This window comes from Duganella sp. S19_KUP01_CR8 (assembly GCF_036688705.1).
Classification (GTDB): Bacteria; Pseudomonadota; Gammaproteobacteria; order Burkholderiales; family Burkholderiaceae_D; genus Rugamonas.
Genome location: NZ_JAQQPR010000007.1, coordinates 45308 through 65876, shown reverse-complemented (window position 1 = coordinate 65876; position 20569 = coordinate 45308). Strand labels below are relative to the sequence as shown.

General features: G+C 66.2%; 23 protein-coding genes. 15 read left to right on the top strand and 8 right to left on the bottom strand.

Annotated features, from left to right (window positions below):
- Positions 1 to 62: 62 nt before the first annotated feature.
- Genes V6M89_RS09045 through V6M89_RS09030 form a run of 4 tightly spaced genes read right to left on the bottom strand, consistent with a single transcriptional unit; the run spans position 63 to position 4599 of the window.
- Positions 63 to 914, bottom strand: a complete 852-nt coding sequence (locus V6M89_RS09045; RefSeq protein ID WP_332852880.1) for a fumarylacetoacetate hydrolase family protein — start codon at positions 912 to 914, stop codon at positions 63 to 65.
- A gap of 33 nt (positions 915 to 947) precedes the next feature.
- Complete coding sequence (locus V6M89_RS09040) at positions 948 to 1832, bottom strand: 2OG-Fe(II) oxygenase (protein WP_332852879.1); 885 nt, start codon at positions 1830 to 1832, stop codon at positions 948 to 950.
- A complete protein-coding gene (locus V6M89_RS09035) occupies positions 1829 to 3109 on the bottom strand; it encodes an MFS transporter (protein WP_332852878.1) in 1281 nt (426 codons plus the stop codon). The genes V6M89_RS09040 and V6M89_RS09035 overlap by 4 nt, the downstream gene beginning before the upstream one ends.
- An 8-nt stretch (positions 3110 to 3117) precedes the next feature.
- Entirely contained in the window at positions 3118 to 4599 is a 1482-nt protein-coding gene (locus V6M89_RS09030; RefSeq protein ID WP_332852877.1) for a KamA family radical SAM protein, read from the bottom strand.
- A 245-nt stretch (positions 4600 to 4844) separates the two neighbouring features.
- On the opposite strand from V6M89_RS09030, the gene V6M89_RS09025 reads away from it, so the two are divergent.
- A complete protein-coding gene (locus V6M89_RS09025; protein ID WP_442881964.1) occupies positions 4845 to 5297 on the top strand; it encodes a cache domain-containing protein in 453 nt (150 codons plus the stop codon).
- A gap of 15 nt (positions 5298 to 5312) precedes the next feature.
- A complete protein-coding gene (locus V6M89_RS09020) occupies positions 5313 to 6971 on the top strand; it encodes a methyl-accepting chemotaxis protein (RefSeq protein WP_332852875.1) in 1659 nt (552 codons plus the stop codon).
- Here the strand turns inward: V6M89_RS09020 and V6M89_RS09015 are convergent.
- Positions 6876 to 7445, bottom strand: a complete 570-nt coding sequence (locus tag V6M89_RS09015; protein ID WP_332852874.1) for a DNA-3-methyladenine glycosylase — start codon at positions 7443 to 7445, stop codon at positions 6876 to 6878. The two genes, V6M89_RS09020 and V6M89_RS09015, sit on opposite strands and share 96 nt — an antisense overlap.
- A gap of 244 nt (positions 7446 to 7689) precedes the next feature.
- Here V6M89_RS09015 and V6M89_RS09010 point away from each other — a divergent pair, with 244 nt between their 5' ends.
- From V6M89_RS09010 to V6M89_RS08995, 4 genes are all read left to right on the top strand, one after another.
- Complete coding sequence (locus V6M89_RS09010; RefSeq protein WP_332852873.1) at positions 7690 to 8556, top strand: HDOD domain-containing protein; 867 nt, start codon at positions 7690 to 7692, stop codon at positions 8554 to 8556.
- Positions 8557 to 8572: 16 nt separating this feature from the next.
- Positions 8573 to 9790 carry a DUF2863 family protein gene (locus V6M89_RS09005; RefSeq protein ID WP_332852872.1) on the top strand — a complete coding sequence of 406 codons (1218 nt, stop codon included), beginning with the start codon at positions 8573 to 8575 and terminating at the stop codon, positions 9788 to 9790.
- Between the two features lie 122 nt (positions 9791 to 9912).
- Positions 9913 to 11097, top strand: a complete 1185-nt coding sequence (locus V6M89_RS09000) for a tetratricopeptide repeat protein (RefSeq protein ID WP_332852871.1) — start codon at positions 9913 to 9915, stop codon at positions 11095 to 11097.
- Between the two features lie 126 nt (positions 11098 to 11223).
- The gene (locus tag V6M89_RS08995) at positions 11224 to 13809 is read left to right on the top strand and encodes a quinoprotein amine dehydrogenase (protein WP_332852870.1); all 2586 of its coding nucleotides are present in this window, start codon (positions 11224 to 11226) and stop codon (positions 13807 to 13809) included.
- Between the two features lie 6 nt (positions 13810 to 13815).
- Here the strand turns inward: V6M89_RS08995 and V6M89_RS08990 are convergent, their stop codons facing one another.
- The gene (locus V6M89_RS08990; RefSeq protein WP_332852869.1) at positions 13816 to 14193 is read right to left on the bottom strand and encodes a homoserine dehydrogenase; all 378 of its coding nucleotides are present in this window, start codon (positions 14191 to 14193) and stop codon (positions 13816 to 13818) included.
- 109 nt (positions 14194 to 14302) lie between these two features.
- Between V6M89_RS08990 and V6M89_RS08985 the strand changes: the two genes are divergently transcribed.
- The 6 genes from V6M89_RS08985 (at position 14303) to V6M89_RS08960 (ending at position 17667) form a co-directional block, all read left to right on the top strand.
- Positions 14303 to 14989 (top strand): GNAT family N-acetyltransferase, encoded by a 687-nt coding sequence (locus tag V6M89_RS08985; protein ID WP_332852868.1) that lies wholly within the window; start codon positions 14303 to 14305, stop codon positions 14987 to 14989.
- 2 nt (positions 14990 to 14991) lie between these two features.
- Positions 14992 to 15543 (top strand): cysteine hydrolase family protein, encoded by a 552-nt coding sequence (locus V6M89_RS08980; protein ID WP_332852867.1) that lies wholly within the window; start codon positions 14992 to 14994, stop codon positions 15541 to 15543.
- A 2-nt stretch (positions 15544 to 15545) separates the two neighbouring features.
- The gene (locus V6M89_RS08975; RefSeq protein WP_332852866.1) at positions 15546 to 16286 is read left to right on the top strand and encodes a metallophosphoesterase family protein; all 741 of its coding nucleotides are present in this window, start codon (positions 15546 to 15548) and stop codon (positions 16284 to 16286) included.
- A gap of 65 nt (positions 16287 to 16351) precedes the next feature.
- Positions 16352 to 16714, top strand: coding sequence for a toxin-antitoxin system TumE family protein (locus V6M89_RS08970; protein WP_332852865.1), 363 nt, complete (start codon positions 16352 to 16354; stop codon positions 16712 to 16714).
- Complete coding sequence (locus V6M89_RS08965; protein WP_442881961.1) at positions 16711 to 17064, top strand: HVO_A0114 family putative DNA-binding protein; 354 nt, start codon at positions 16711 to 16713, stop codon at positions 17062 to 17064. The genes V6M89_RS08970 and V6M89_RS08965 overlap by 4 nt, the downstream gene beginning before the upstream one ends.
- Positions 17065 to 17121: 57 nt before the next feature.
- The gene (locus V6M89_RS08960; protein ID WP_332852864.1) at positions 17122 to 17667 is read left to right on the top strand and encodes a DUF4256 domain-containing protein; all 546 of its coding nucleotides are present in this window, start codon (positions 17122 to 17124) and stop codon (positions 17665 to 17667) included.
- 2 nt (positions 17668 to 17669) lie between these two features.
- Here the strand turns inward: V6M89_RS08960 and V6M89_RS08955 are convergent, their stop codons facing one another.
- Entirely contained in the window at positions 17670 to 18176 is a 507-nt protein-coding gene (locus V6M89_RS08955; RefSeq protein ID WP_332852863.1) for a DNA-deoxyinosine glycosylase, read from the bottom strand.
- A gap of 91 nt (positions 18177 to 18267) precedes the next feature.
- Here V6M89_RS08955 and V6M89_RS08950 point away from each other — a divergent pair, with 91 nt between their 5' ends.
- Positions 18268 to 18705 (top strand): Mpo1 family 2-hydroxy fatty acid dioxygenase, encoded by a 438-nt coding sequence (locus V6M89_RS08950; RefSeq protein ID WP_332852862.1) that lies wholly within the window; start codon positions 18268 to 18270, stop codon positions 18703 to 18705.
- 102 nt (positions 18706 to 18807) lie between these two features.
- Here the strand turns inward: V6M89_RS08950 and V6M89_RS08945 are convergent, their stop codons facing one another.
- Entirely contained in the window at positions 18808 to 18945 is a 138-nt protein-coding gene (locus V6M89_RS08945; protein WP_332852861.1) for a hypothetical protein, read from the bottom strand.
- 159 nt (positions 18946 to 19104) lie between these two features.
- On the opposite strand from V6M89_RS08945, the gene V6M89_RS08940 reads away from it, so the two are divergent.
- Positions 19105 to 20025 (top strand): DMT family transporter, encoded by a 921-nt coding sequence (locus V6M89_RS08940; RefSeq protein ID WP_332852860.1) that lies wholly within the window; start codon positions 19105 to 19107, stop codon positions 20023 to 20025.
- On the top strand, positions 20025 to 20516 hold the full coding sequence (locus tag V6M89_RS08935; RefSeq protein WP_332852859.1) for a GNAT family N-acetyltransferase: 492 nt from the start codon (positions 20025 to 20027) through the stop codon (positions 20514 to 20516). Before V6M89_RS08940 ends, V6M89_RS08935 begins: the two co-directional genes overlap by 1 nt.
- Positions 20517 to 20569: the final 53 nt, after the last annotated feature.

Below are 20569 nucleotides of genomic sequence, written 5' to 3'. Positions count from 1 at the left end.
ACCACCGAAGAGGGGTCAGACCCCGTACGGGGTCCGACCCCGCGACTGGCCGCAGTGCGGGTTTAGCGCGCAGTCCAGGCGACGACGTCCTGCTGCTGCTCGCCCAGGCCGGCGATGCCCAGCCGCAGGACGTCGCCCTTTTTCAGGAAGCGCTGCGGCTTGCGGCCCTGGCCCACGCCCGGCGGCGTGCCGGTGGCGATCACGTCGCCCGGCTCCAGGGTCATGAACTTCGACAGGTAGCTGACGATCTGCGCCACCGAGAAGATCATGGTGTCGGTGCAGCCGGTCTGCATGCGCTTGCCGTTCAATTCCAGGTACAGGTCCAGCTGCTGCACGTCGTAGATGTCTTCCTGCGTCACCAGCCACGGGCCGACCGGGCCGAAGGTGTCGCAACCCTTGCCCTTGTCCCATTGCGGGCCGCGCTCCAGCTGGAACGAACGCTCCGACAGGTCGTTGACCACGCAATAGCCGGCCACGTACTTCAGCGCATCCTCCTCGCTGACGTACTGCGCGCGCGTGCCGATCACCACGCCCAGCTCCACTTCCCAGTCGGTCTTCTTCGAGCCTTGCGGCAGCATGACGGGATCGTCCGGGCCGGACAGGCAGGAAATCGCCTTCATGAAGACGATCGGTTCCTTCGGGATCGGCATGCCCGCTTCGGCCGCGTGGTCCGAGTAATTGAGGCCGATGCCGATGAATTTGCCGACGCGCGCCACCGGCACGCCGTAGCGAGGATTGCCGCGCACCAGCGGCAGCGAGGCTTGCGGGATCTTTTCCAGCTTGCGCAGCGCCTTGGGCGCCAGCTGCGCCGCGTCGATGTCGGCGATCACGCCGGACAGGTCGCGCAGCTTGCCTTCGTCATCGATCAGGCCTGGTTTTTCTTTGCCGGGACGGCCGTAACGAACGAGTCTCATGGGGTTCCTAGGTTAATTTCGAATGTCGCCATTCTAACCGTAGCGCCCCTGCCGCAACCATTTGTTGGCGATGATCTTGGTGCCGCTGACCACCGGCGCGCCGCCGTGCAAGGTCTGCTTGTCCGGCTGGTGATTGGGATCGGTATTGAGGAACCACAGCGCGTTGCCCTTCTTCGGATACACCTCCAGCCCCAGGCCGGGGAACACCGTGCCGCCGCCCTGCTCCACATCGCTCAGGTACAGGATGAAGGTGGCCAGCCGCTGGCCGCCGCGCGCCAGGTGGCTGCGATGGCCGCTGCTGTCCGGGTCCAGCCAGTCGTAGTGCGGCCGGTACTCCTGCGTCACGCCGTACTTCTGCAACTGGAACGGTTCGCTGCACTCGGGCGGCCAGTGCGCCAGCGCCGCCAGCCGCTGCTCGATGCGCTCGGCCACCTCGGCCTCGCCGCGCTGGATGAAAGCCATCTCGCTGGTGCGGCCCTCGTGCACCACGCTGGCGCCATCGGCCTCGCCGGTCACGGTGGAGCGGGTGTAGCGGGTGCCGCAGTGGGCGATGATGGCGTCGCACTCCTCGTCGCTGAGCACATTCCCCAGCAGGATGATCTGCGGCTGCTTCAGCACGAACAGCACCTCCACCTCCCGGTCCGGCGCGGCGACCAGGTTGCGTTCCAGGTCGATGTACGGCATCTGCTGCGGCGCCACGAACACACTCGCCACCGGCGCCGGCGCGTGGTCGGCCGCCGCGCGCAGCGCCAGCGCCTCGTCGATGGCGGCGCGCGCCACCGCCATGCTGTGCTGGCCGGAGGCCGCCATGCTGTTGGCCATGTCCAGCGGATTGCAGGCGCGCGCCAGGTTTTCCATGATCCATTCCTGCCATACGGCCGGCAGGGAGACAAAGACGGTAGGTGCTGTGGTGGTCATCGTGCGATCGGTGGACTGGTTGCCGGACTGCCGGATTGGTGCTCGATTTTACCGGATTGCGCGCCCGCGCCCCAGCGCCGGCGCGCGAATAACAACAGTCCGCGCAGCTGCAACAACACCAGCACCGCGAACGCCACCTGGTAGGCCTGCGCCGGATAGTGCTGCAGGAAGTCCGGCCGCCAGCAGCCGACCACCAGCCCGAAGCCCGCTTGCACCGCGAACGCGCCCAGGAAGATCAGCAGGTTCAGGCAGGTGGCGCCGCGCCCGGTCAGCGTGGCCGGCAGGCTTTGCGCGACGATCGCATACTCGATGCCGGTCACCGTGCCCACCAGCGTAAAGATCACCGACAACAGCTGGTAGCTGGGCGCCCAATTGCACACAAAGCCCAGCTGCACCGCGATGAACAGCGCCACGCCGGCCGCCGCCACGCTGATCGGCGCCACGCCGCGCCGCCCGGCCCACTCGGTGAGCATGCCGACCGCGATGGCGCCGAAGATCACCGCCGCCATGCCCAGGTACAGCAGGTAGGCCACCGCCGCCTCGGAGTAGCCGGCGACGTCGGTCAGCCAGCGGCTGATCCACAAACCCTGGATGCCGAAGAACACCATGTGCGGCACCAGCACCAGCTGCGCCACCTCGCGGAAGGCCGGATGCCTCAGCACTTCGCGCAGCACCGCCAGACCGGCCGGCCTGGCCGACACAGAGGCAAGCGGTGGCGCGGCCGGCGCCACCAGCCGTATCAGCAGCGCCAGCGCGGCCGCCGCCGCGGCCAGGCCGACGAACAAGCCGCGCCAGTCGGTGTAGTGCAGCGCCAGCCGCACCGGCAGGGTGGCCGACGCCGCCCCCAGGCCGCCGGCGGCGATCAGATAACCCTGCACCGACGGCAGCCGCGCCGGCGCGATCCAGGTCGATACCGCCTTCACCGCCGACATGAAGCAACCGCCCAAGCCCAGCCCGATCAACGCGCGCGCCACCAGCAGCTGGGCGAAATCACGGCCGCCGGAGAAGGCCAGCGCGCCCAGCGCCGCCAGCAGCAGCATCGGCGGCTGCACCCGCGCCGGGCCCCAGCGGTCCAGCGCCATGCCGACCGGCAGCTGCACCAGCGCGAACGCCAGGAAGAAGGCGCTGGTCAGCAGGCCAAGCTGGGCGGGGCTCAGCGCCAGCGCCGCCATCAGCTGCGGCGCCAGCGTCGCGTTGACGGTGCGGATCAGGCTTGATAGATAGTGGCCCAGCGCGAACGGCAGGAACACCAGCACGAACACCGCGCGGCCGGACATGGCTGCACCTACGCCGGACCGTGCGCGCCGCAGCCGGCCGCGCTGGCGACCGCCGCGCTCCCGCCACCGCCGCGCGGCGCCTCGTCCTGGCGCGCCGTGATCAGCGGGATCACCTTGCGCTGGCCCGGCGGCTCGGCGCCGTACTCGCTGCGGCTGCCGCCCTCCTCCTCGAAGAAGAACTTGTCCTTGCCGAAGGCCGGCTTCAACTCGTCCATCCAGGTCGCCTTCGGATCGAACTTGGCGTAGAACGGCTTGCGCACCCAGTCGGCGTTGCGGGCCTGCAGGAACTGCAAGGCGAACACCTTTTCGCCGCCGATGTTGGCGATACCGTCGATCACCACCTTGCCGGGGAAGGCGCTCATCGACGGCCCGCGCACCGTGCGCGACAGGCCCGACACCATCTGGTAGGCCTGCTGGAAGATCTCGTGCGCGCGCGCCAGCGGCAGCTGGAAATACTCGCGCGGCCCGGTGTCGCGCTCGACGAACATATAGTAGGGGATGGCCCCCAGCCGCACGCCGGTCTGCCACAACTCGGCCCAGCTGCGCGGGTCTTCGTTGATGTGGCGGATCAGCGGCCCCTGCATGCGCAAGGTGGCGCCGGTGCCGACGATGCGCTTGACCGCCTGCCGGGCGATCTCCGGCCGCAGCTCCACCGCGTGGTTGTAGTGGCCCATGATGGCCATGCTCTTGCCGCTGGCGACCACCCGCTCGAACAGCCGCAGCAAGTCGTCGGCGTCGCGGTCGGTGACGAAGCGCTGCGGCCAGTACGCCACCGACTTGGTGCCGATGCGGATGTTCTGGATATGCGCCAGGTCCGGCGCCAGCAGCGGTTCGATATACGCCTCCAGCGAGCGCGTGTTCATGATCAGCGGATCGCCGCCGGTGATCAGCACATCGGTCACCTCGGGATGCAGGCGCAGGTAGTCGGCCAGCTGGTGCGATTCCTTGGCGTCGAACTTCATGTCGTCCATGCCGACGAACTGCGGCCAGCGGAAGCAGAAGGTGCAGTAGGCGTGGCAGGTCTGGCCGGCGCTGGGGAAGAACAGCACCGTCTCCTTGTACTTGTGCTGCAAGCCCTTGAGCGGCGCGTCGTTCACGCGCGGCACGTTGTGCGTCATCTGCCCGGCCGGATGGGGATTCATACGCAGGCGGATGCGCCGCACCAGCTCCGTCAGCGCCTGCTGGTTGGCGCGGCCCAGCACCAGCTCGCGCAGCTGCGCGTAGTCGTCCGGCGCCAGCATGTCGCGGTGCGGGAAGGTCAGGCGGAAGATCGGATCGTCCGGGATGCTGCTCCAGTCGATCAGGTGGTCCAGCACGTACTCGTTGGTGCGGAACGGCAGCACGTGCGACACCACCTGCACCGCTTCCTGCAAATCGGGCGTCAGCCACTCCCATTGGCGGGAATGGGGAATGGTCTGGCGGATGAAGGGCTTGAACTTGGGCGCCTGGGCGGCGGCGCTGTTCCAGGCGGCGGTCGAGGTAGAGGTCATCGCAGGTTCCTATCGCAATAAAAAGGGTGGCGGAAACTGCATGCTAGGCCGCCCGCCGGAACTGTGATTGCCGTAAATCAACTGACGCAAGGAAATATATTTTTCCTTGACGCCGGACGCGCGCAAAATTTCCACACGGCCAGACTTTGCGGCATCGCAATTCCCGTCCTTGGCGCCGGCGTAAAGTTCATTGGAGCAAGCCCTCCCCGCCCCCACCACAAGGAACCGCCATGAAACAGACCGCCATGCTGGCCGCCATCGCCGCGATTGCCGCCACGCTGCTGCACGCCTCCGCCTCGGCCGCCGCCGAGCCCACCGAAAAAGACGCCGTCGCCATCGTCGAAAAGAGCGCCGCCTTCCTCAAGGCCCACGGCAAGGACGAATTGATCAAGAAAGTGGCCGCCAAGGACCCGGACTTCGTGCAGGGTTCGCTGTACGTCGACCTGCGCGATCTCAACAGCGGCATCGTGCTGGCCCATCCGTTCAACCCCTCCATCGTCGGCAAGGACCTGACCGACGTGCCCGACGCCAGCGGCAAGAAATACCGCCGCGAGATCATCGATCTGGCCGCCAAGAAAGGCCACGGCTGGGTCGACTACCAGTACAAGAACCCCGGCAGCGGCAAGATCGAACCCAAGACCACCTACATCCTGCGCGTCGGCGACGTGGTGCTGGAAGCGGGCATCTATAAAAAATAGCGGCGGGAGAGCACCATGCTGAGCAAACTGCGTATCGGTCCCAAACTGCTGCTGGCGCCCGGCCTGGTGCTGTTGCTGCTGATCGTCACGGCCGCCGCCGCCTACTACGGCATGGTGCGCCAGAACGCCTCGCTGGAAAACCTGGTGCAGGTGCGCGCCACCCGCCTCCGGACCGCCGCCGACATCACCGGCGAAACCCGCTACGCCCACGCCCACATCTACCAGTTGCTGGCCTGGGTCAACGGCAGTTTTTCCCAGCCCCGGCTGGACGCGCTGACCAGGCAGATCAAGGCCGGCCACGCCGCCATCGAGACCCAGCTGCGCCAGCTGGACGCGCTGGCGGCGGCCGACGGCAACGCCGCCGAGCGCAAGATCGTCGAGCAGACGCTGCAATCGCTGGCCGCCTACCGCAAGGCGGTGCGCGACACCATGGAGATGGCCAGCATCGACCAGAGCATCGCCACCAACGCCATGGCCCACGGCGAAAAACAATTCCTGCTGTTGAACGAACAATTGGCGCAGCTGTCGGCGCTGGAAAAAACCCTCAGCGAGCAGGCCTACGCGCGCGCGCGGGCCGAATTCCACACCCTCGGCACCAGCATGGCGGTGATCGTGCTGCTGTCGATCGCGCTGTCGCTGGGGGTGACGATGGCGGTGCGCGGCGCCATGCTGCACGACATCCGCGCCATCGCCGACGTGGTGGTGGCGCTGGCCGCCGGCCGCCTGGTGGCCGGGCGCGGCGACAACCGCGGCCGCGACGAGATCGCCGACACCGCCCGCATGCTGGACCACACCATGCACAAGCTGACCCAGACGCTGGGCGCCATCATGGCGGCGGTGCAGGCGATCGACTGCGCCTCCCATGAAATCGCCAGCGGCAACCTCGACCTGTCGACCCGCACCGAGATGCAGGCCGGCTCGCTGGAGGAAACCGCCAGCGCCATGGCCAGCCTGACCAAGGCGGTGCAGGACAACGCCGCCGGCGCCCAGCAAGCCTGCCAGCTGGCGGCCGGCGCCGCCGACCTGGCCCAGCACGGCGGCGCGGCGGTGCGCCAGGCGGTGCAAACCATGGCCTCGATCCGCGCCAGCTCGCGCCAGATCGTCGACATCATCGGCGTGATCGACAGCATCTCCTTCCAGACCAATATCCTGGCGCTCAACGCGGCGGTGGAAGCGGCGCGCGCCGGCGAGCAGGGTCGCGGCTTCGCCGTGGTGGCCAGCGAGGTGCGCACGCTGGCGCACCGCTCGGCCGCCGCCGCCAGGGAGATCAAGGCGCTGATCGCGGCCTCGGTGGCCACCATCGACAGCGGCAGCGCCTCGGTGCACCAGGCCGGCGAGCGGATGGACGCCATCGTCGCATCGGTGCAGCAGGTCAACGAGGTGATCGCCCGCATCAGCCAGGCCAGCGTCGAACAGGCCCAGGGCATCGCCGAGGTCAACCAGGCGGTCGGTCAGATGGACGATGTGACGCAGCAGAACGCCGCGCTGGTCGAGCAGGCGGCCGCGGCGGCGGCCAGCCTGCAGGAGCAGGCGGTGCAGCTGTCGCAGGCAGTGTCGGTGTTCAAGGTGGAGCAGCCGTCAGCGCATGGGCTTGCTCAAAAAGCGCGAGCCGGCCAGGCCGAAGCGCCACGGCAACTCCACCGCCTTGCTAATGCCGATGCGCGGGCCGGCTAGCACGTCGAAAGCCGGCTGACCGGGCGCCAGCAGCACGAACGGCGCCGCGTCCAGCGCCAGGTTGTTGTGCGCGCGCGTGACGCCCAGCGCCTGGCACAGCCGCCCCGGCCCCGAGCACAGCAGCCGTTCATCGTCCAGCCCGCGCCGCTCGCGCATCTGCGCCAGTCCCGCCAGCGGCTCCAGCGCGCGTATCAGCACGCCGGCGCCGTGGCCCTCCTCGCGGCAGACAAAATTCAGGCACCAGTGCAAGCCGTGCGAGCGGTACACATAGCTGCGCCCCGGCGGCCCGAACATGGAAAAATTGCGCGGCGTCGGGCCGTTGAAACTGTGCGCGGCCGGCTCGCTGCGGTCGTAGGCCTCGGCCTCGACGATGCGCCCGCCGACGCCGTCCACCAGCAAGGTGACGCCGATCAACCGCCGCGCCACCTCGGCCGAGGGCGCGTTGAAATCGATGCCTGCCAGATATGTATCCATGGTTATATTGTAAATGCCAATCTGGTTTGCTTAGTCACGAAACCCATAACAAATGATTATCGAATCGCCGCACTTAGCGGTTTTTAGCGACAAAATATGGCGAACCCGGCAGAAATTCAGGATAAATTCACGCCCGCCGCGCGCGCTTGCGGCGATAATCGGGATAAGCATGCCCAGCATGAGTGAGCGCACTGGTTTATAGTGCTGTATTGCATCGCCCCACCTCGTACCCCTGAAGATCACAATGACGACAGTTGCAGCCCCAGCCATGCCAGTTGAAAACGCGGTGGAAGAAGCGCTGATGCGCTCCATCCGTATTCCGCCACGGCCCAGCCTGCTCGTCGACCTGCAACGCGAGCTGGCCCAGCCCGACCCGTCGCCGCGCCGCATCGCCCGCATCATCGGCAACGACGTCGGCATGTCCGGCGCCCTGCTCAAGCTGGCCAACTCGCCGTTCTTCGGCGCCGCGCGCAAGGCCAAGTCGGTCGAGCAAGGCATCAATTTCCTCGGCGTCAACCAGTGCGCGGCGCTGCTGACCGGGCTGCTGGCGCGCCAGGCCATCGACGGCAAGGAAGCCGACCTGAACGCGTTCTGGGAAATCTCGGCGCGCCGCGCCCAGGCCGTGGTGTTCTTCTCGCGCAAGCTGCGCATCGCCCCGCCCGACATCGCCCACACCTTCGGCCTGTTCTGCGACATCGGCGTGCCGCTGCTGATGAACCGCTTCGCCGACTACGCCGCCACCTACACCGAGGCCTGCGACGATGCCGAGCAAGCCTTCACCGTCATCGAGGACAGCCGCTACAGCACCAACCACGCCGCCATCGGCTGCCTGCTGGCGCGCAACTGGGGGCTGTCGCCGGACGTCTCCTGGGCCATCCTGCTGCACCACGACTACCGCGTGCTGGACGACCCGGCCACCGACGACGCCGTGCGCTCGCTGGTGGCGCTGGCGCTGCTGGCGGAAAAGGGCATCGCCCGCTTCCACGGCCGCAACCTGTCCTATGAGTGGGAAAAAGGCGGCGACCAGGCCTGCCGCCACCTCGGCCTGTCCGAGGACGAAACCGCCGACCTGCTGGACGAACTGCACGAAGCCTTCCACACCGAACGATAAGCGAACCATCAGAAATATGCCCAAGAATAAGCGCCCCGTACCGCGCAAATCCGCGAACTCCCCGGAACTGAAAGACGAACAGCAAACCACCGAATTGTGCGCCCTGGCGCTGGACCTGGCGGACGGCGAGTTCAACAACGACATCGTGGCCGACAGCACCCGCGCCGAACTGGCGCAGAAAGCGCTGGACTTCCAGCGCCTGCTGCGCAAACTGCTCAACCAAAGCAAGGACGAGGTGTTGTACGGCGCCATCGAGCTGGCGCGCGACGAATCGCGCGACGGCTACCGCTACCTGCGCAACGCCGTCGAGGAAGGCGCCGCCAGCCTGATGCTGCGCCGCGAAGGCGCGCCCGAGATGGAGATCGACGCCTTCGCGATTCCGGTGTTCGTCCACAGCCAGGGCGGCCTGGATCCGGCCTTTGATTTCCAGGACGCCGCCGCCTACGAAGCCCTGCTCGACAGCTTCACCGACGCCGGCCTGGAAAGCCCCAAGGCCAAGGTGGTGCTGGTCAGCCACGCCTACGACCTCGACGAATTCGAACGCGTCAGCTACGGCCAGCTGCACACCATGGTGCGCGAAGCGGCGCAGTCGCTGACCGAGAAAAAGATCGCCGCCGCGCCGGCGCTGGAGCGCAGCATGGCGGCCGGCTGGTCGGCCACCGGCTTCGGCGCGGACGACACCGCCGTCGAGCTGCGCTTCCTGCTCGGCTTTGCCATGAAGCGCGCCGACGACGCCTTCTACCAGGTGCCGGCCGGCGACAAGGCGGCCGACGCCTATTTCGCCAAGCGTGCCGAGCGCTACCAGAAATGGACCGAACAGCACGCGCCGCTGGTGGCGCGCTGCCTGGGCCGCGGCCGCGGTGATGGCGCGCTGCGCCTGAACTTCCTGTACCAGGACCTGTTCTTCGGCGCGCGCGAGCAGGGCCAGTCCGAATACGCGATGCTGCAACTGCTGTCCGCGCTCAACCAGGCGATCGATGGCCGCGCGCCGGCCGGGCTGAACGCCGTCATCGCGCCGTCCGACGTCGACGACGAGATGGTGCTGCGGGTCCAGCTGCGCGACGGCGAAGCCGTGCTGGCCAGCGGCGACAAGCCGCTCGACCTCGGCGCCGACCTGGAACTGGAGGTCGACGACCTGCGCGACGCCCTGGCCAGCATCGGCGTCACCGAGGTGCAGGTGGCGCTGCGCTTCGACGCCCACGGACAGCCGGTGGAGCTGCGCCCGCTGGCTTGAGCCGGCCGCAAATTCCCGTTTGACATCGCCCCGCGAGCCGAGGATACTTTCCTCAAGCGGGACACAGAGTCCGCTGCCTGGTGCGGCGCCGGCTTGTGCTCCGCAGCAAAGGGAGACTCGTCATGAAACCATGGGCCCTGACCTTGTGCGCCGCACTGCTGTGCGGTTGCGCCGGGCCGTCGCTGGCGCCGCGCGCGGCCGCGCCGATGCTGTTCCACGATCCCTTGTTCCAGCCGCCGGCGGCGCCGGTCGACACCACCCACGTGTTCGCCGTGAGCCCCGCCATGCGCAGCTACCTGAGCCGCGAAATCGGCCACAGCCTGACGCGCAAGGATCCGCGCCGCGAGCTGTTCGACGCCCTGTACCGCAAGGACAAGCTGCAACTCGAATACGATTCCGCCATCACCCGCGACGCCGCGCAAACCTTCGACGCGCGCGCCGGCAACTGCCTGTCGCTGGCCATCATGACGGCCGCGCTGGCGCGCGAGCTCAACCTGGTGGTGCAGTTCCAGCAGGTCGAGGTCGAGGAGAGCTGGAGCCGCGCCGGCAACCTGTATTTCGCCAGCAACCACGTCAACCTGGCGCTGGGCCGGCAGCGCCTGTCCCACGGCGAAATCTACAGCGTCGACATGTCGAACGCGCTGACGGTGGACTTCATCCCCATCCCGCCCAAGGCGCGCGAAAACGCCAAGCCGCTGGAAGAGCACACCATCGTCGCCATGTACCTGAACAACCGCGCCGCCGAGCTGCTGTCGCAGGGCAAGCTGGACGACGCCTACTGGTCGGCCCGCAAGGCGGTCGAGCAGGACCCGGGCTTCCTGCACGCCTACAACACGCTGGCCGTGGTCTACCAGCACCATGGCAACCTGCCCGAGGCCGAGCAGGCGCTGCGCTACGCGCTGTCGCAATCGCCCGACAGCACCATCTTCCTGTCCAACCTGGTGCAGTCGCTGGACGCCCAGCCCAACCCGGACAAACAGGCCGAGGCGGCCCGGCTGCGCATCCGCCTGAGCCAGCTGGAACCCGACCCGCCCTTCCATTTCTTCAACCTGGGCCAGGCCGCCATGCAGGCCGGCGACTACCGCCGCGCGCGCGAGATGTTCACGCGCGAAGTGGAGCGGGTGCCGGACTACCACGAGTTCCACTTCTGGCTGGCGCTGGCCAATTACCAACTGGGCAATCTGCGCGAGGCCGACGCCCACATGGCCAAGGCGCTGGCCAACAGCACCACGCGCGGCGACCACGACCTGTATTCGGCCAAGCTGGACCGCATCCGCGCGTATGAGGCGCACTCGGCGGGCAAATAGGCCCGTGCGATGGTATTCTGGCCGGGGCGCGGCCGTGCGCGCGTCCCGATGCTTGACACATAGTTGCAAATACGCAACAATTGTAAAATGTGTAAATCAAGCTGTGCTTACCCCAAGGATACCGCCATGCTGAGACCCAGGTCCGTCTACCTCCTGCCACTATTGCTGGCCGCCCTGTTGACCGGATGCGGCGGTGGCGGCGGTGGTGGCGGCAGCGCCGATCCTGCCACCCCGGCCGCTACACCAGCCCTCAGCTTCAACCCCGACACCGTCCGCGCCAGCATCAGCGCCGGCACCTCGAGCACCCTCAACATCATCGCCACCGTGGCCAGGCCGGCCGACTTCGCCAACGCCACCAGCGTGTTCGCCAGCGTGGTCGACAGCAATGGCGTGCTGCTGCCCAATGTCCAGCTGATACGCGACAGCGACACCCAGTACCACGCCGTGCTGCAAACCTCGCCGTCGCTGGCGGCCGGCACCTACACCGGCAACTTCAATGTGCGCCTGTGCCGCGACAGCGGCTGCGCCGCGCAATTCCCCGGTTCGCCGATGCTGCTGCCCTACAGCTTGCAGGTGGTGGCGGCCGGCCAGCTGGTGTTCAGCGCCACGCCGGCCGTCGCGCTCGGCGGCACCGCCCACATCGGCGGCGCCGCGCCGGCCGCGATCAACGTCGCCATCAGCAGCGAAGGCCGCAGCTGGACCGCCAGCAGCGGCGCCGCCTGGCTCAAGCCGGGCGCCGACTCCGGCAGCGGCAGCGGCACGCTCAGCGTCGCCTTCGACGCCAGCGGCCTGGCCGTGGGCAGCTACAGCACCACGCTGACCATCAACGCCAGCGACGGCCAGAGCGCCGTCCTGCCGGCCACGCTGTCGGTCCAGCCCAGCGGCGTGGTCACCGCCGGCAGCGTCACCTTCAACGCCATCAACGGCGCCCCGGTGCCGAACCAGGTGATCGCGCTCGACACCGACGACCAGCGCAGCGCCAACTGGAGCGCCGTGGCCAACGGCGCCTGGCTGCGCATCTCGCCCACCAGCGGCACCACGCCGGCCACCGCGGTGCTGACGGTCGATCCCACCATCGGCACGCTGGCCAGCGCCAGCTACAACGGCAGCGTCACGCTGAGCGCCACCGGCCAGGCCGGCCGCAGCCTGCCGGTCACGCTCAACCTGAGCCCGGCCACCCTGAGCGCATCGCTCAACAGCATCACCCTGGGCGGCACCTACGGCCGCGATTTCAGCGCCAGCCCGAGCCTGGCGCTGAGCCTGAACACCGTCACCAATTCCTGGCCCTGGTCGTTCGGCACGCTGCCCACCTGGGCCGCCGCCAGCGTCCTCAGCGGCAACGTCAACCAGGCCGCCAGCAGCGTCGCCTTCAACGCGCTGCCGGCCAAGGCCGGCGTCGGCGTCAGCTCGTCGCTGGTCAACGCCACCGCCCGCGTCAACGGCGACCGGGTGGTGGCGCCGGTGCTGCTGACCATCAACAAGGACCAGCACAAGCTGCTGCCGTCGGAAACCGGGGTTGCCTTCAGCGGCACGCCGGCCTGGACCAGGCTGACCCGCACCCTGACCGTGCGCGACAACTACGGCACCTTCGGCGGCATGAGCGCCACCTCCAGCCAGGGCTGGCTGGTGGCCGGCGTCAACGCCAACAAACTGATCCTGACGGCCGACCCGACCGCGCTGGCGGCCGACACGCTGAGCATCGCCACCGTCACGCTGACCCCGTTCGACGCCGACGCCAGCGCGCCCGAGCCGATCCGCGTCGCCCTGTGGAAAGGCACGCGCACGCCGCTGGCCAACGTCAGCACCGTGCTGACCTACGCCAACGTGATCACCGATCCGATCCGGCCCTATGCCTATGCGCACAACGGCGGCGCCTACATCGACATCTACAACCTCTACAGCGGACAGAAGACCGGCACCATCGCCGGCCTGGGCGCCAGCCTGGGCGACATGACCACCAGCGCCAACGGCGACTACCTGTACCTGTTGAACCTGACCAGCCACGCGCTGGTCACCATCGACCTCAACACCCAGACGGTGCTGTCGCAGATCGCGGTCGACGCCGACCAGAGCACCCGCCTCAAGGTGATCCGTCCGAACGGCGTGGAAATGCTGGTGCTCAGCACCGGCGCCGCCTACCTGACCGCCAATAACGCCCGCCTCAACCTGCCGCTCGGCGGCGGCGGCACGCTGGCCGCCAGCGGCGACGGCAACCGCCTGTTGCAGCAGGCCGAGAACGCCGCCGTGGTGGCCGTCACCACGCTCAGCGTCGACTATGCCGCGCTCAACGGCGGCACCCTGTATCCGGCCAAGGTCCCGGCCGCCAGCCACGCCAACACCGGCACGCTGGGCCAGGACATCGCCGTCAGCCAGGACGGCACGCGGATCTACACCGCCAGCAGCTCGCCCAAGCTGTGCAGCATACTCAATCCGGTCGACCTGGGGGTGTTGGGCTACCTGGCGGCCGGCGACGGCACGCCCAATAACATCGAGCTGGGCAGCGATGGCCGCATCTATTGCGGCGCCGCCGTCAAGGCGGCCGTCAGCGATGTGTGGATGTACGACACCACCGGCAAGCTGCTGAACCAGTTCAAGCTGGTCGGCAGCGGCAAGCAGCTGCTGCCGCGCCAGCTGGCGGTGTCCGGCGACGGCATGCTGTTGATCGGCATCACCGACGACGGCGTCGCCACCATCGTCCCGGTGGGGCCGTAGCGAGTATCAGTAGCCGGTGCTGCGGCCGGCGATGACCGGCAGGTCGTCGTCGCTGGTCATGGCCCAGATCAGGCGGGCGATGGTTTCCGAGGCGATCACCGTGTGGTGGTTACCCTGCGCCATCAGCTTTTCGCGGATCTCGCGCCGCACGGCGGGGATGCCGGTCAGGTCGAACAGGATGTCGACGCCGCTGCCCATGGCGACAATCTGGTCCAGCGTCACCACCGCCAGGCCGGCGTCGAGCGCCAGCTGGCGGCCCGGCGTGTCGCCGCTTTCGGCCACGCCCACCAGCTCCACGCCGCGCTCGCGGCGGCCCAGCATGTTGCGCAGGAAGGCCGAGCCGATACGGCCCAGTCCGATGATGGCGATTTTCTGATTATCCATTTTGTCCCCAGCTAAGTTGAACTGCGATGCATACCCCTGTCAAAACTGTGTTAAAAAGAAAGTGTATTTAAAACAAGCATAACCACGCTCCACCGACAAGGCAAGCTGCATGGAACGCAACGACCTGCTGGACCACATTTTTTGGCACACCCTGACCGGCGCCCACGCGCGCCACGCCGACGGCAGCGGCGGCGCGCGCCGCTACACCCAGGGCTTCTCCCCCATCGTCGCCTTTGCCGATCCGGCGCGGCCGGACTTCGCCGCGCTGGAAGCGGTGTGCGCGCCGGGCGAACCGTTTTACTGCGACAGCTGGCACGGCGCCGCCCCGCCCGGCTGGAAGATAGACGCCGAGAGCACCATGTTCCGCATGGTCTGGAGCGGCGCCATGCCGGCAGCCGATCCGGCCCCGCAGGCACAACCGCTGGGCCCGCGGCACGCGGCGCAGGCGCTGGAACTGGCACTGCTGTGCAAGCCGGGCCCGTTCGGCCTGCGCACCATCGAGCTGGGCGACTACTTCGGCTACTTCGACGGCGAGCGCCTGATGGCCATGGCCGGCGAACGCCTGCGCGCGCCGGGGCTGTGCGAAATCAGCGGCGTCTGCACCCATCCCGACTACCAGGGCCGGGGGCTGGCCAAGCAACTGATACTCAAGCTGGTCCGCCGCCACCTGCAGCGCGGCGACACCTCTTTCCTGCACGTCATGCGCAGCAATGACGCGCACCAACTCTACCTGCGCATGGGCTTCGAGGATTACCTGGAGTCGGTGGTGCGGGTGATCTCCCGCCAGGAACCATAACGATGCAGGCATTGATCATCATCGACATGCAACAAGGCATGGCCAGCCCCGCCGCCGGCGCGCGCAACAACCCCGACGCCGAGCGCAACATCGCCGCCCTGCTGGACGCCTGGCGCGCGGCCGGCGCCCCGGTGGTGCACGTGCGCCACATGTCGCGCACGCCGGGTTCGCCGTTCTGGCCCGGCCAGCCGGGCGCCGAATTCCAGCCGCGCCTGGCGCCGCTGGCGCGCGAACACGTGGTGGAAAAGAATGTGCCGGACTGCTTCGTCAACAGCGGACTGGAGCGCTGGTTGCGGGTGCGCGGCATCGACCGGCTGGTGCTGGCCGGCGTCAGCACCAACAACTCGGTGGAGTCCAGCGCCCGCAGCGCCGGCAACCTCGGCTTCGCCACCAGCGTGGTGGCCGACGCCTGCTACGCCTACGCCCAAACCGACTACGCGGGCGCGCCCCGCAGCGCCGACGATGTACACTACATGGCATTGTCCAACCTCGATGGCGAGTACGCCGCCATCGTCGACACGGCCGGCTTGCTGGCCACGTTCAAGGATAACTAGCCATGCGCATCGCCATCGTCTCCGACATCCACGGCAACCTGGCCGCACTGGAAGCGGTGGCGGCCGACATCCGCCGCCAGGGCGTGGACGCGGTGGTCAACCTGGGCGACAGCCTGTCCGGCCCGCTGCTGCCGCTGGAGACGGCGCGCTACCTGATGGCGCAGGACTGGGTCCACCTGGCCGGCAACCACGAACGGCAGATCCTCGAACTGCATCCCGGCTCCGGCGCGGCCGACGCCTACGCCCGCGCGCAACTGACGCCGCGCGAACTGGCGTGGATCGCCACGCTGCGGCCGGCGCTGCAATACAGCGAAGACGTATTTTTATGCCACGGCACGCCGACCAGCGACCTCACCGGCCTGCTGGAAACGGCCGAGCGCCACGCCGGCGCCGCCGACATCGAGCAGCGCCTCGGCCAGGTCGACGCCAGCCTGGTCGCCTGCGGCCACACGCACGTGCCGCGCAGCGTGCGCAGCGCGCGCGGCCAGTTGCTCGTCAATCCCGGCAGCGTCGGCCAGCCGGCCTATGCCGACGACCACCCGTATCCCCACGCCATCGAATCCGGCTCGCCCGACGCCCGCTACGCCATCGTCGAGCGCCGCCAGCAGCAGTGGCAGGCGCAACTGCTCAGCGTCCCCTACGACCACCGCAGCATGGCCGAACTGGCCTGCGCCAACGGCCGCGAAGACTGGGCGGTCGCGCTGATGACTGGTTATGTTGATAGCAACCATTACAAAACTTGATGCGCTACCCTCACGGTTGACACCAAGCACGGTCGCTGCATATCAGCAGATGATATACTCTTCGCATGAAGATCGATCCCGTCATTGACACGCTGTTGGATCTGGATGGCTCAGTACTTGATCAAGGGAGCGGCTATTGGATCAAGGTAGAAGCCAAACGGACTGAGGTCTCAGACGAAGTTCCGCACGGCGTCCGCTACTCCCTGACGCTGCACGATCCTTATGGAATACGCATTCTGGGTTACGACAATGCCCACATGGTAAAGCCACCAAAGAAATTCAAGTATGCGGGACGCATCCTGGCTTTCGATCATAAACACCGACACGCATCAGACCAGGGTGTCCCTTATGAATTCAAGGATGCACAGCAACTCTTCAACGATTTCTTTGCGGACGTGGACCGTGTCCTGCAGGAGCTAAGAAAATGATGAAACCGATTTTTATAGGCATCATGCCGCAAGAGAAAATTCGCGAGCGCGTGCTCGCAATTGCTCGCGGCAGTTACAAGCCAAAACCCAACGAGCCCAAAGTCTGGTTCACCTCGATGAAATCGCTGGCTGAAGTCCTGAGCGATGAAAACCGAGCGTTACTTCACGTGATCCTGGAAACGCAACCCGAATCCATCTCGGCGTTGGCGGAGGCGACCGGTCGAAAACCAAGCAACCTATCACGCACTTTGAAAACAATGTCCAACTACGGCATCGTGGAGTTGATACGTGAACGAAATCTAGTGCGCCCAGTGGCTAAAGCAACTGAGTTTCGCATCGTCGCTCATTGAAGCCGGTTGGATTAAAGCAGCATTAACCGGCACGTTGGCTTCGAAAGGAGAAATAAATTGGAAACGGCACTTGGGGACGAGTTAATCGGAACGCTCAAAGATCGGTTCGCGAAGAACATGCGTCGTCACGCAGCAATCGACTGGAGCTCCGTGCAGGCGAAGTTGGAGGCCAGTCCCGGAAAGCTCCCGCCACTCGCCGAAATGGAACGCACCGGCGGAGAACCGGATGTCATTGCTTATGACGCAATAAGCGATGCGTTCATTTTCTGTGATTGTTCGCCCGAAAGTCCAACGGGCCGACGCAGCACCTGCTACGACAAAGAGGCGCGCGATTCACGCAAGGAAAATAAGCCCGGCGCAAGCGCTATCGAAATGGCGTCCGCTATCGGTGTCGAGTTACTCACGGAGCAGCAATATCGAGCGTTGCAGGAATTGGGAGAGTTCGACAGGAAAACATCGAGCTGGGTGCAAACACCCGCCCAGATAAGGCATCTTGGTGGCGCGCTGTTCTGCGATCGTCGCTATGACCATGTTTTCCTGTATCACAATGGCGCTGAATCGTACTATGCAGCAAGAGGCTTTCGCGGTCGGCTCAGCGTCTGAATTCAGCAATGCAATAGTTCACGCCATAATTCCAGTTTCGCTTGCAACGACAAGCTGGCATGGGCGGGCGAGGTTGATGGCAAGACCAGCGTCCGGTAACCATGGGCAGCGAACTGCGCGGCGAATTTGCCGGATGTCTGGCCGTTGAAGCCGATGGTTTCAAGCGCGGGGCATAATTCGCGCAGACGGGAAAAGTCGTTGGCGGCGGGCTTGCGAATAGCCGAGTCGAGACTGCCTTCACGTTCGCAGGCGCCCAGCACATCCCACAGGCCGAAGCCATGCGCCAGCAGACGCGGCAGGCGTTCGTCGTACGGCAACTGGGCCAGCGGCTCCCCCGTCAGCGCCGACAGGATCGGCCACAGCAGATTGCGCGGATGCGCGTAGTACTGCTGCGCCGCCAGCGAGGCGGCGCCGGGAAAGCTGCCCAGCACCAGGATGCGGGTGCGCGCGTCGATCACCGGCGCCAGGCCGGTCAATGCGGGAAGGAGGGGATCTGTAGCGTTGATCATGGCCGCATTGTACCCAAGCGTTGCCACGCCGCGTTTCAGGTGTAGAATTTGCCGACGGCACGACCGTACTATAAAAACAAAGGAGACACCCATGTCGCAACCCCGCACCATCGATACGCTACTGGCCCAGTACAGCGAAAGCCACCTCAACCCCATCAATGAAGTGATCCACTTCGTCTGCGTGCCGGTCATCGTCTTCACGCTGCTGGGTTTGCTGTGGGCGGTGCATCCGCTGCTGGCGGTGGCGGTCACGCTGGCCTCGCTGGCCTATTATTTCAAGCTGTCGAAACCGTTCGCGGTGGGCATGCTGCTGATGTCGACGCTGATGCTGGCCCTGCTGGCCGCCCTGCCCGACCGCGCCATCCTGCCGCTGTCGTTGGCGATCTTCGTGCTGGCGTGGATAGGACAGTTCATCGGCCACAAGATCGAAGGCAAGAAGCCGTCGTTTTTCGACGACCTGCGCTTCCTGCTGATCGGGCCGCTGTTTGTGCTGGGATTTTTGTACCGCCGGATGAAACTGGCGTACTAGAAGTTGCGTTCAAAATGAGCGCAGCTAGGCGTGGTGACGAAGACAGTGCGCCTGCACGGCGAGGCGCCACAACGACGCTGCGGTCTTTTTGAACGCAACTTCTTAATGGAAACCTGAAAACGCCAGCAGGGTCTGGGCGGCGCTCTGCATCTGTTCGTCGGCCAGCAACAGCACCAGCGCGGTGCTGAGCGCGACATAGCCCAGCAAGCCGACGACCTTGATTTGCAGCGCGGTACTCATGCCGCTCTCCCTTGATTGATGTGTCATTCCATCATACTTGCATTTTCAACAAATTGCTCAAGATTTACGCAGCGATACAAACAAATTCCTCGATCTGTTGCGCCGCAACAAAATCATAGCCGCTAGGCAAGGAATCGCCCGGGCGGCTATACTCGTCCGATGTCCTCTCCACTCCTGTTCATCATTGCCTGCCTGATCTGGGGCTCCACTTTCTTCGCCATCACGCTGCAACTGGGCGAGGTCGCGCCCGCCGTGTCGGTGGTCTACCGTTTCGCGCTGTCGGCGGCGGTGCTGTTCGCCTGGTGCCTGGCGCGCGGCGACAAGCTGCTGATGCCCTGGCGCACCCAGCGCTGGATGTTCCTGCAAGGCTGCGCCACCTTCGGCCTGAGCTACATCTGCACCTACACCTCCGAGCAATACCTGGTGTCCGGCCTGGTCGCCGTGCTGTTCGCGCTGATGGTGTTCTGGAACCCCATCCTCAACCGCATGGCCTTCGGCACCCCGCTCAGCTGGCGCACCTGGAGCGCCGGCGCGGTCGCCATCTGCGGCGTCACGCTGCTGTTCTTCCAGTCCATCGTGGGCGCCTGGAGCGAGATCCTGTCCGGCGGCAATGGTCACTTTCTGCTCGGCCTGGCACTGGCGCTGACCGCCACCATCGCCAGTTCGGTCGGCAACGTGGTCGTGATCAAGGTGCGCGAGCAATCGTCCAACGTGCTGCTGACGATGGCCTGGTCGATGCTGTGGGGCAGCCTGCTGGTGGCCTTGTGGGTGCTGGTCAGCGGCCAGTCCTTCACCGTGCCGGCCGGCCTGCCCTACTGGGGCGGGCTGCTGTACCTGTCGCTGTTCGGCTCGGTGATCGCCTTCGCCGCCTACTTTACGCTGATCCACCGCATCGGCTCGCACAAGGCGGTGTACATCGGCGTGGTCACACCGGTCATTTCCGTGCTGCTGTCGATCCAGCTGGAGCACTTCCGCCCGGGGCCGCTGCAATGGGCCGGCATGGTATTGTGCCTGTCCAGCGTCGCCTGGGCGCTGCAATCCGATTCCCCTTCCACCACAGAAAGCATAGTCGAAGCCTGATGAGCACTTCCAACCTGACCATACGCCCGGCCCAGCCGGCAGACGTCGCCGCCATTTTCGGCATGATTTACGAATTGGCCGTGTTTGAAAAACTGGAACACATGGTGGTCGCCAACGAAACCATGCTGCACGACAGCCTGTTCTGCGACAAGCCGGTCTGCGAAGCGCTGGTCGGCGAGACCGACGGCGTCGTCGTCACCTTCGCGTTGTTCTTCCACAACTTCTCCACCTTCCTGTGCAAGAAGGGCCTGTACCTGGAAGACTTGTACGTCAAGCAAAGCGCGCGCGGCAAGGGCTACGGCAAGCAGATGCTGGTGGCGCTGGCGCAGCTGGCGGTGGAACGCGACTGCGGCCGCTTCGAATGGTCGGTGCTGGACTGGAACAGCAACGCCATCAAGTTGTACGAAAGCATGGGCGCCTCGCTGTTGCCGGAATGGCGCATTTGCCGCGTCACCGGCGAGGCGCTGACGCATATGTCTCAAGGGTCTTGATATAACGCAAAGCATGGCGCGGTCATGCTTGCAGAATGAATGTCGAACCTATC

Coding starts and splice junctions, on each gene's coding strand:
- V6M89_RS09045 (WP_332852880.1), bottom strand. CDS start 914: ATGAGACTCGTTCGTTACGGCCGTCCCGGCAAAGAAAAACCAGGCCTG.
- V6M89_RS09040 (WP_332852879.1), bottom strand. CDS start 1,832: ATGACCACCACAGCACCTACCGTCTTTGTCTCCCTGCCGGCCGTATGG.
- V6M89_RS09035 (WP_332852878.1), bottom strand. CDS start 3,109: ATGTCCGGCCGCGCGGTGTTCGTGCTGGTGTTCCTGCCGTTCGCGCTG.
- V6M89_RS09030 (WP_332852877.1), bottom strand. CDS start 4,599: ATGACCTCTACCTCGACCGCCGCCTGGAACAGCGCCGCCGCCCAGGCG.
- V6M89_RS09025 (WP_442881964.1), top strand. CDS start 4,845: ATGCTGGCCGCCATCGCCGCGATTGCCGCCACGCTGCTGCACGCCTCC.
- V6M89_RS09020 (WP_332852875.1), top strand. CDS start 5,313: ATGCTGAGCAAACTGCGTATCGGTCCCAAACTGCTGCTGGCGCCCGGC.
- V6M89_RS09015 (WP_332852874.1), bottom strand. CDS start 7,445: ATGGATACATATCTGGCAGGCATCGATTTCAACGCGCCCTCGGCCGAG.
- V6M89_RS09010 (WP_332852873.1), top strand. CDS start 7,690: ATGACGACAGTTGCAGCCCCAGCCATGCCAGTTGAAAACGCGGTGGAA.
- V6M89_RS09005 (WP_332852872.1), top strand. CDS start 8,573: ATGCCCAAGAATAAGCGCCCCGTACCGCGCAAATCCGCGAACTCCCCG.
- V6M89_RS09000 (WP_332852871.1), top strand. CDS start 9,913: ATGAAACCATGGGCCCTGACCTTGTGCGCCGCACTGCTGTGCGGTTGC.
- V6M89_RS08995 (WP_332852870.1), top strand. CDS start 11,224: ATGCTGAGACCCAGGTCCGTCTACCTCCTGCCACTATTGCTGGCCGCC.
- V6M89_RS08990 (WP_332852869.1), bottom strand. CDS start 14,193: ATGGATAATCAGAAAATCGCCATCATCGGACTGGGCCGTATCGGCTCG.
- V6M89_RS08985 (WP_332852868.1), top strand. CDS start 14,303: ATGGAACGCAACGACCTGCTGGACCACATTTTTTGGCACACCCTGACC.
- V6M89_RS08980 (WP_332852867.1), top strand. CDS start 14,992: ATGCAGGCATTGATCATCATCGACATGCAACAAGGCATGGCCAGCCCC.
- V6M89_RS08975 (WP_332852866.1), top strand. CDS start 15,546: ATGCGCATCGCCATCGTCTCCGACATCCACGGCAACCTGGCCGCACTG.
- V6M89_RS08970 (WP_332852865.1), top strand. CDS start 16,352: ATGAAGATCGATCCCGTCATTGACACGCTGTTGGATCTGGATGGCTCA.
- V6M89_RS08965 (WP_442881961.1), top strand. CDS start 16,711: ATGATGAAACCGATTTTTATAGGCATCATGCCGCAAGAGAAAATTCGC.
- V6M89_RS08955 (WP_332852863.1), bottom strand. CDS start 18,176: ATGATCAACGCTACAGATCCCCTCCTTCCCGCATTGACCGGCCTGGCG.
- V6M89_RS08950 (WP_332852862.1), top strand. CDS start 18,268: ATGTCGCAACCCCGCACCATCGATACGCTACTGGCCCAGTACAGCGAA.
- V6M89_RS08945 (WP_332852861.1), bottom strand. CDS start 18,945: ATGAGTACCGCGCTGCAAATCAAGGTCGTCGGCTTGCTGGGCTATGTC.
- V6M89_RS08940 (WP_332852860.1), top strand. CDS start 19,105: ATGTCCTCTCCACTCCTGTTCATCATTGCCTGCCTGATCTGGGGCTCC.
- V6M89_RS08935 (WP_332852859.1), top strand. CDS start 20,025: ATGAGCACTTCCAACCTGACCATACGCCCGGCCCAGCCGGCAGACGTC.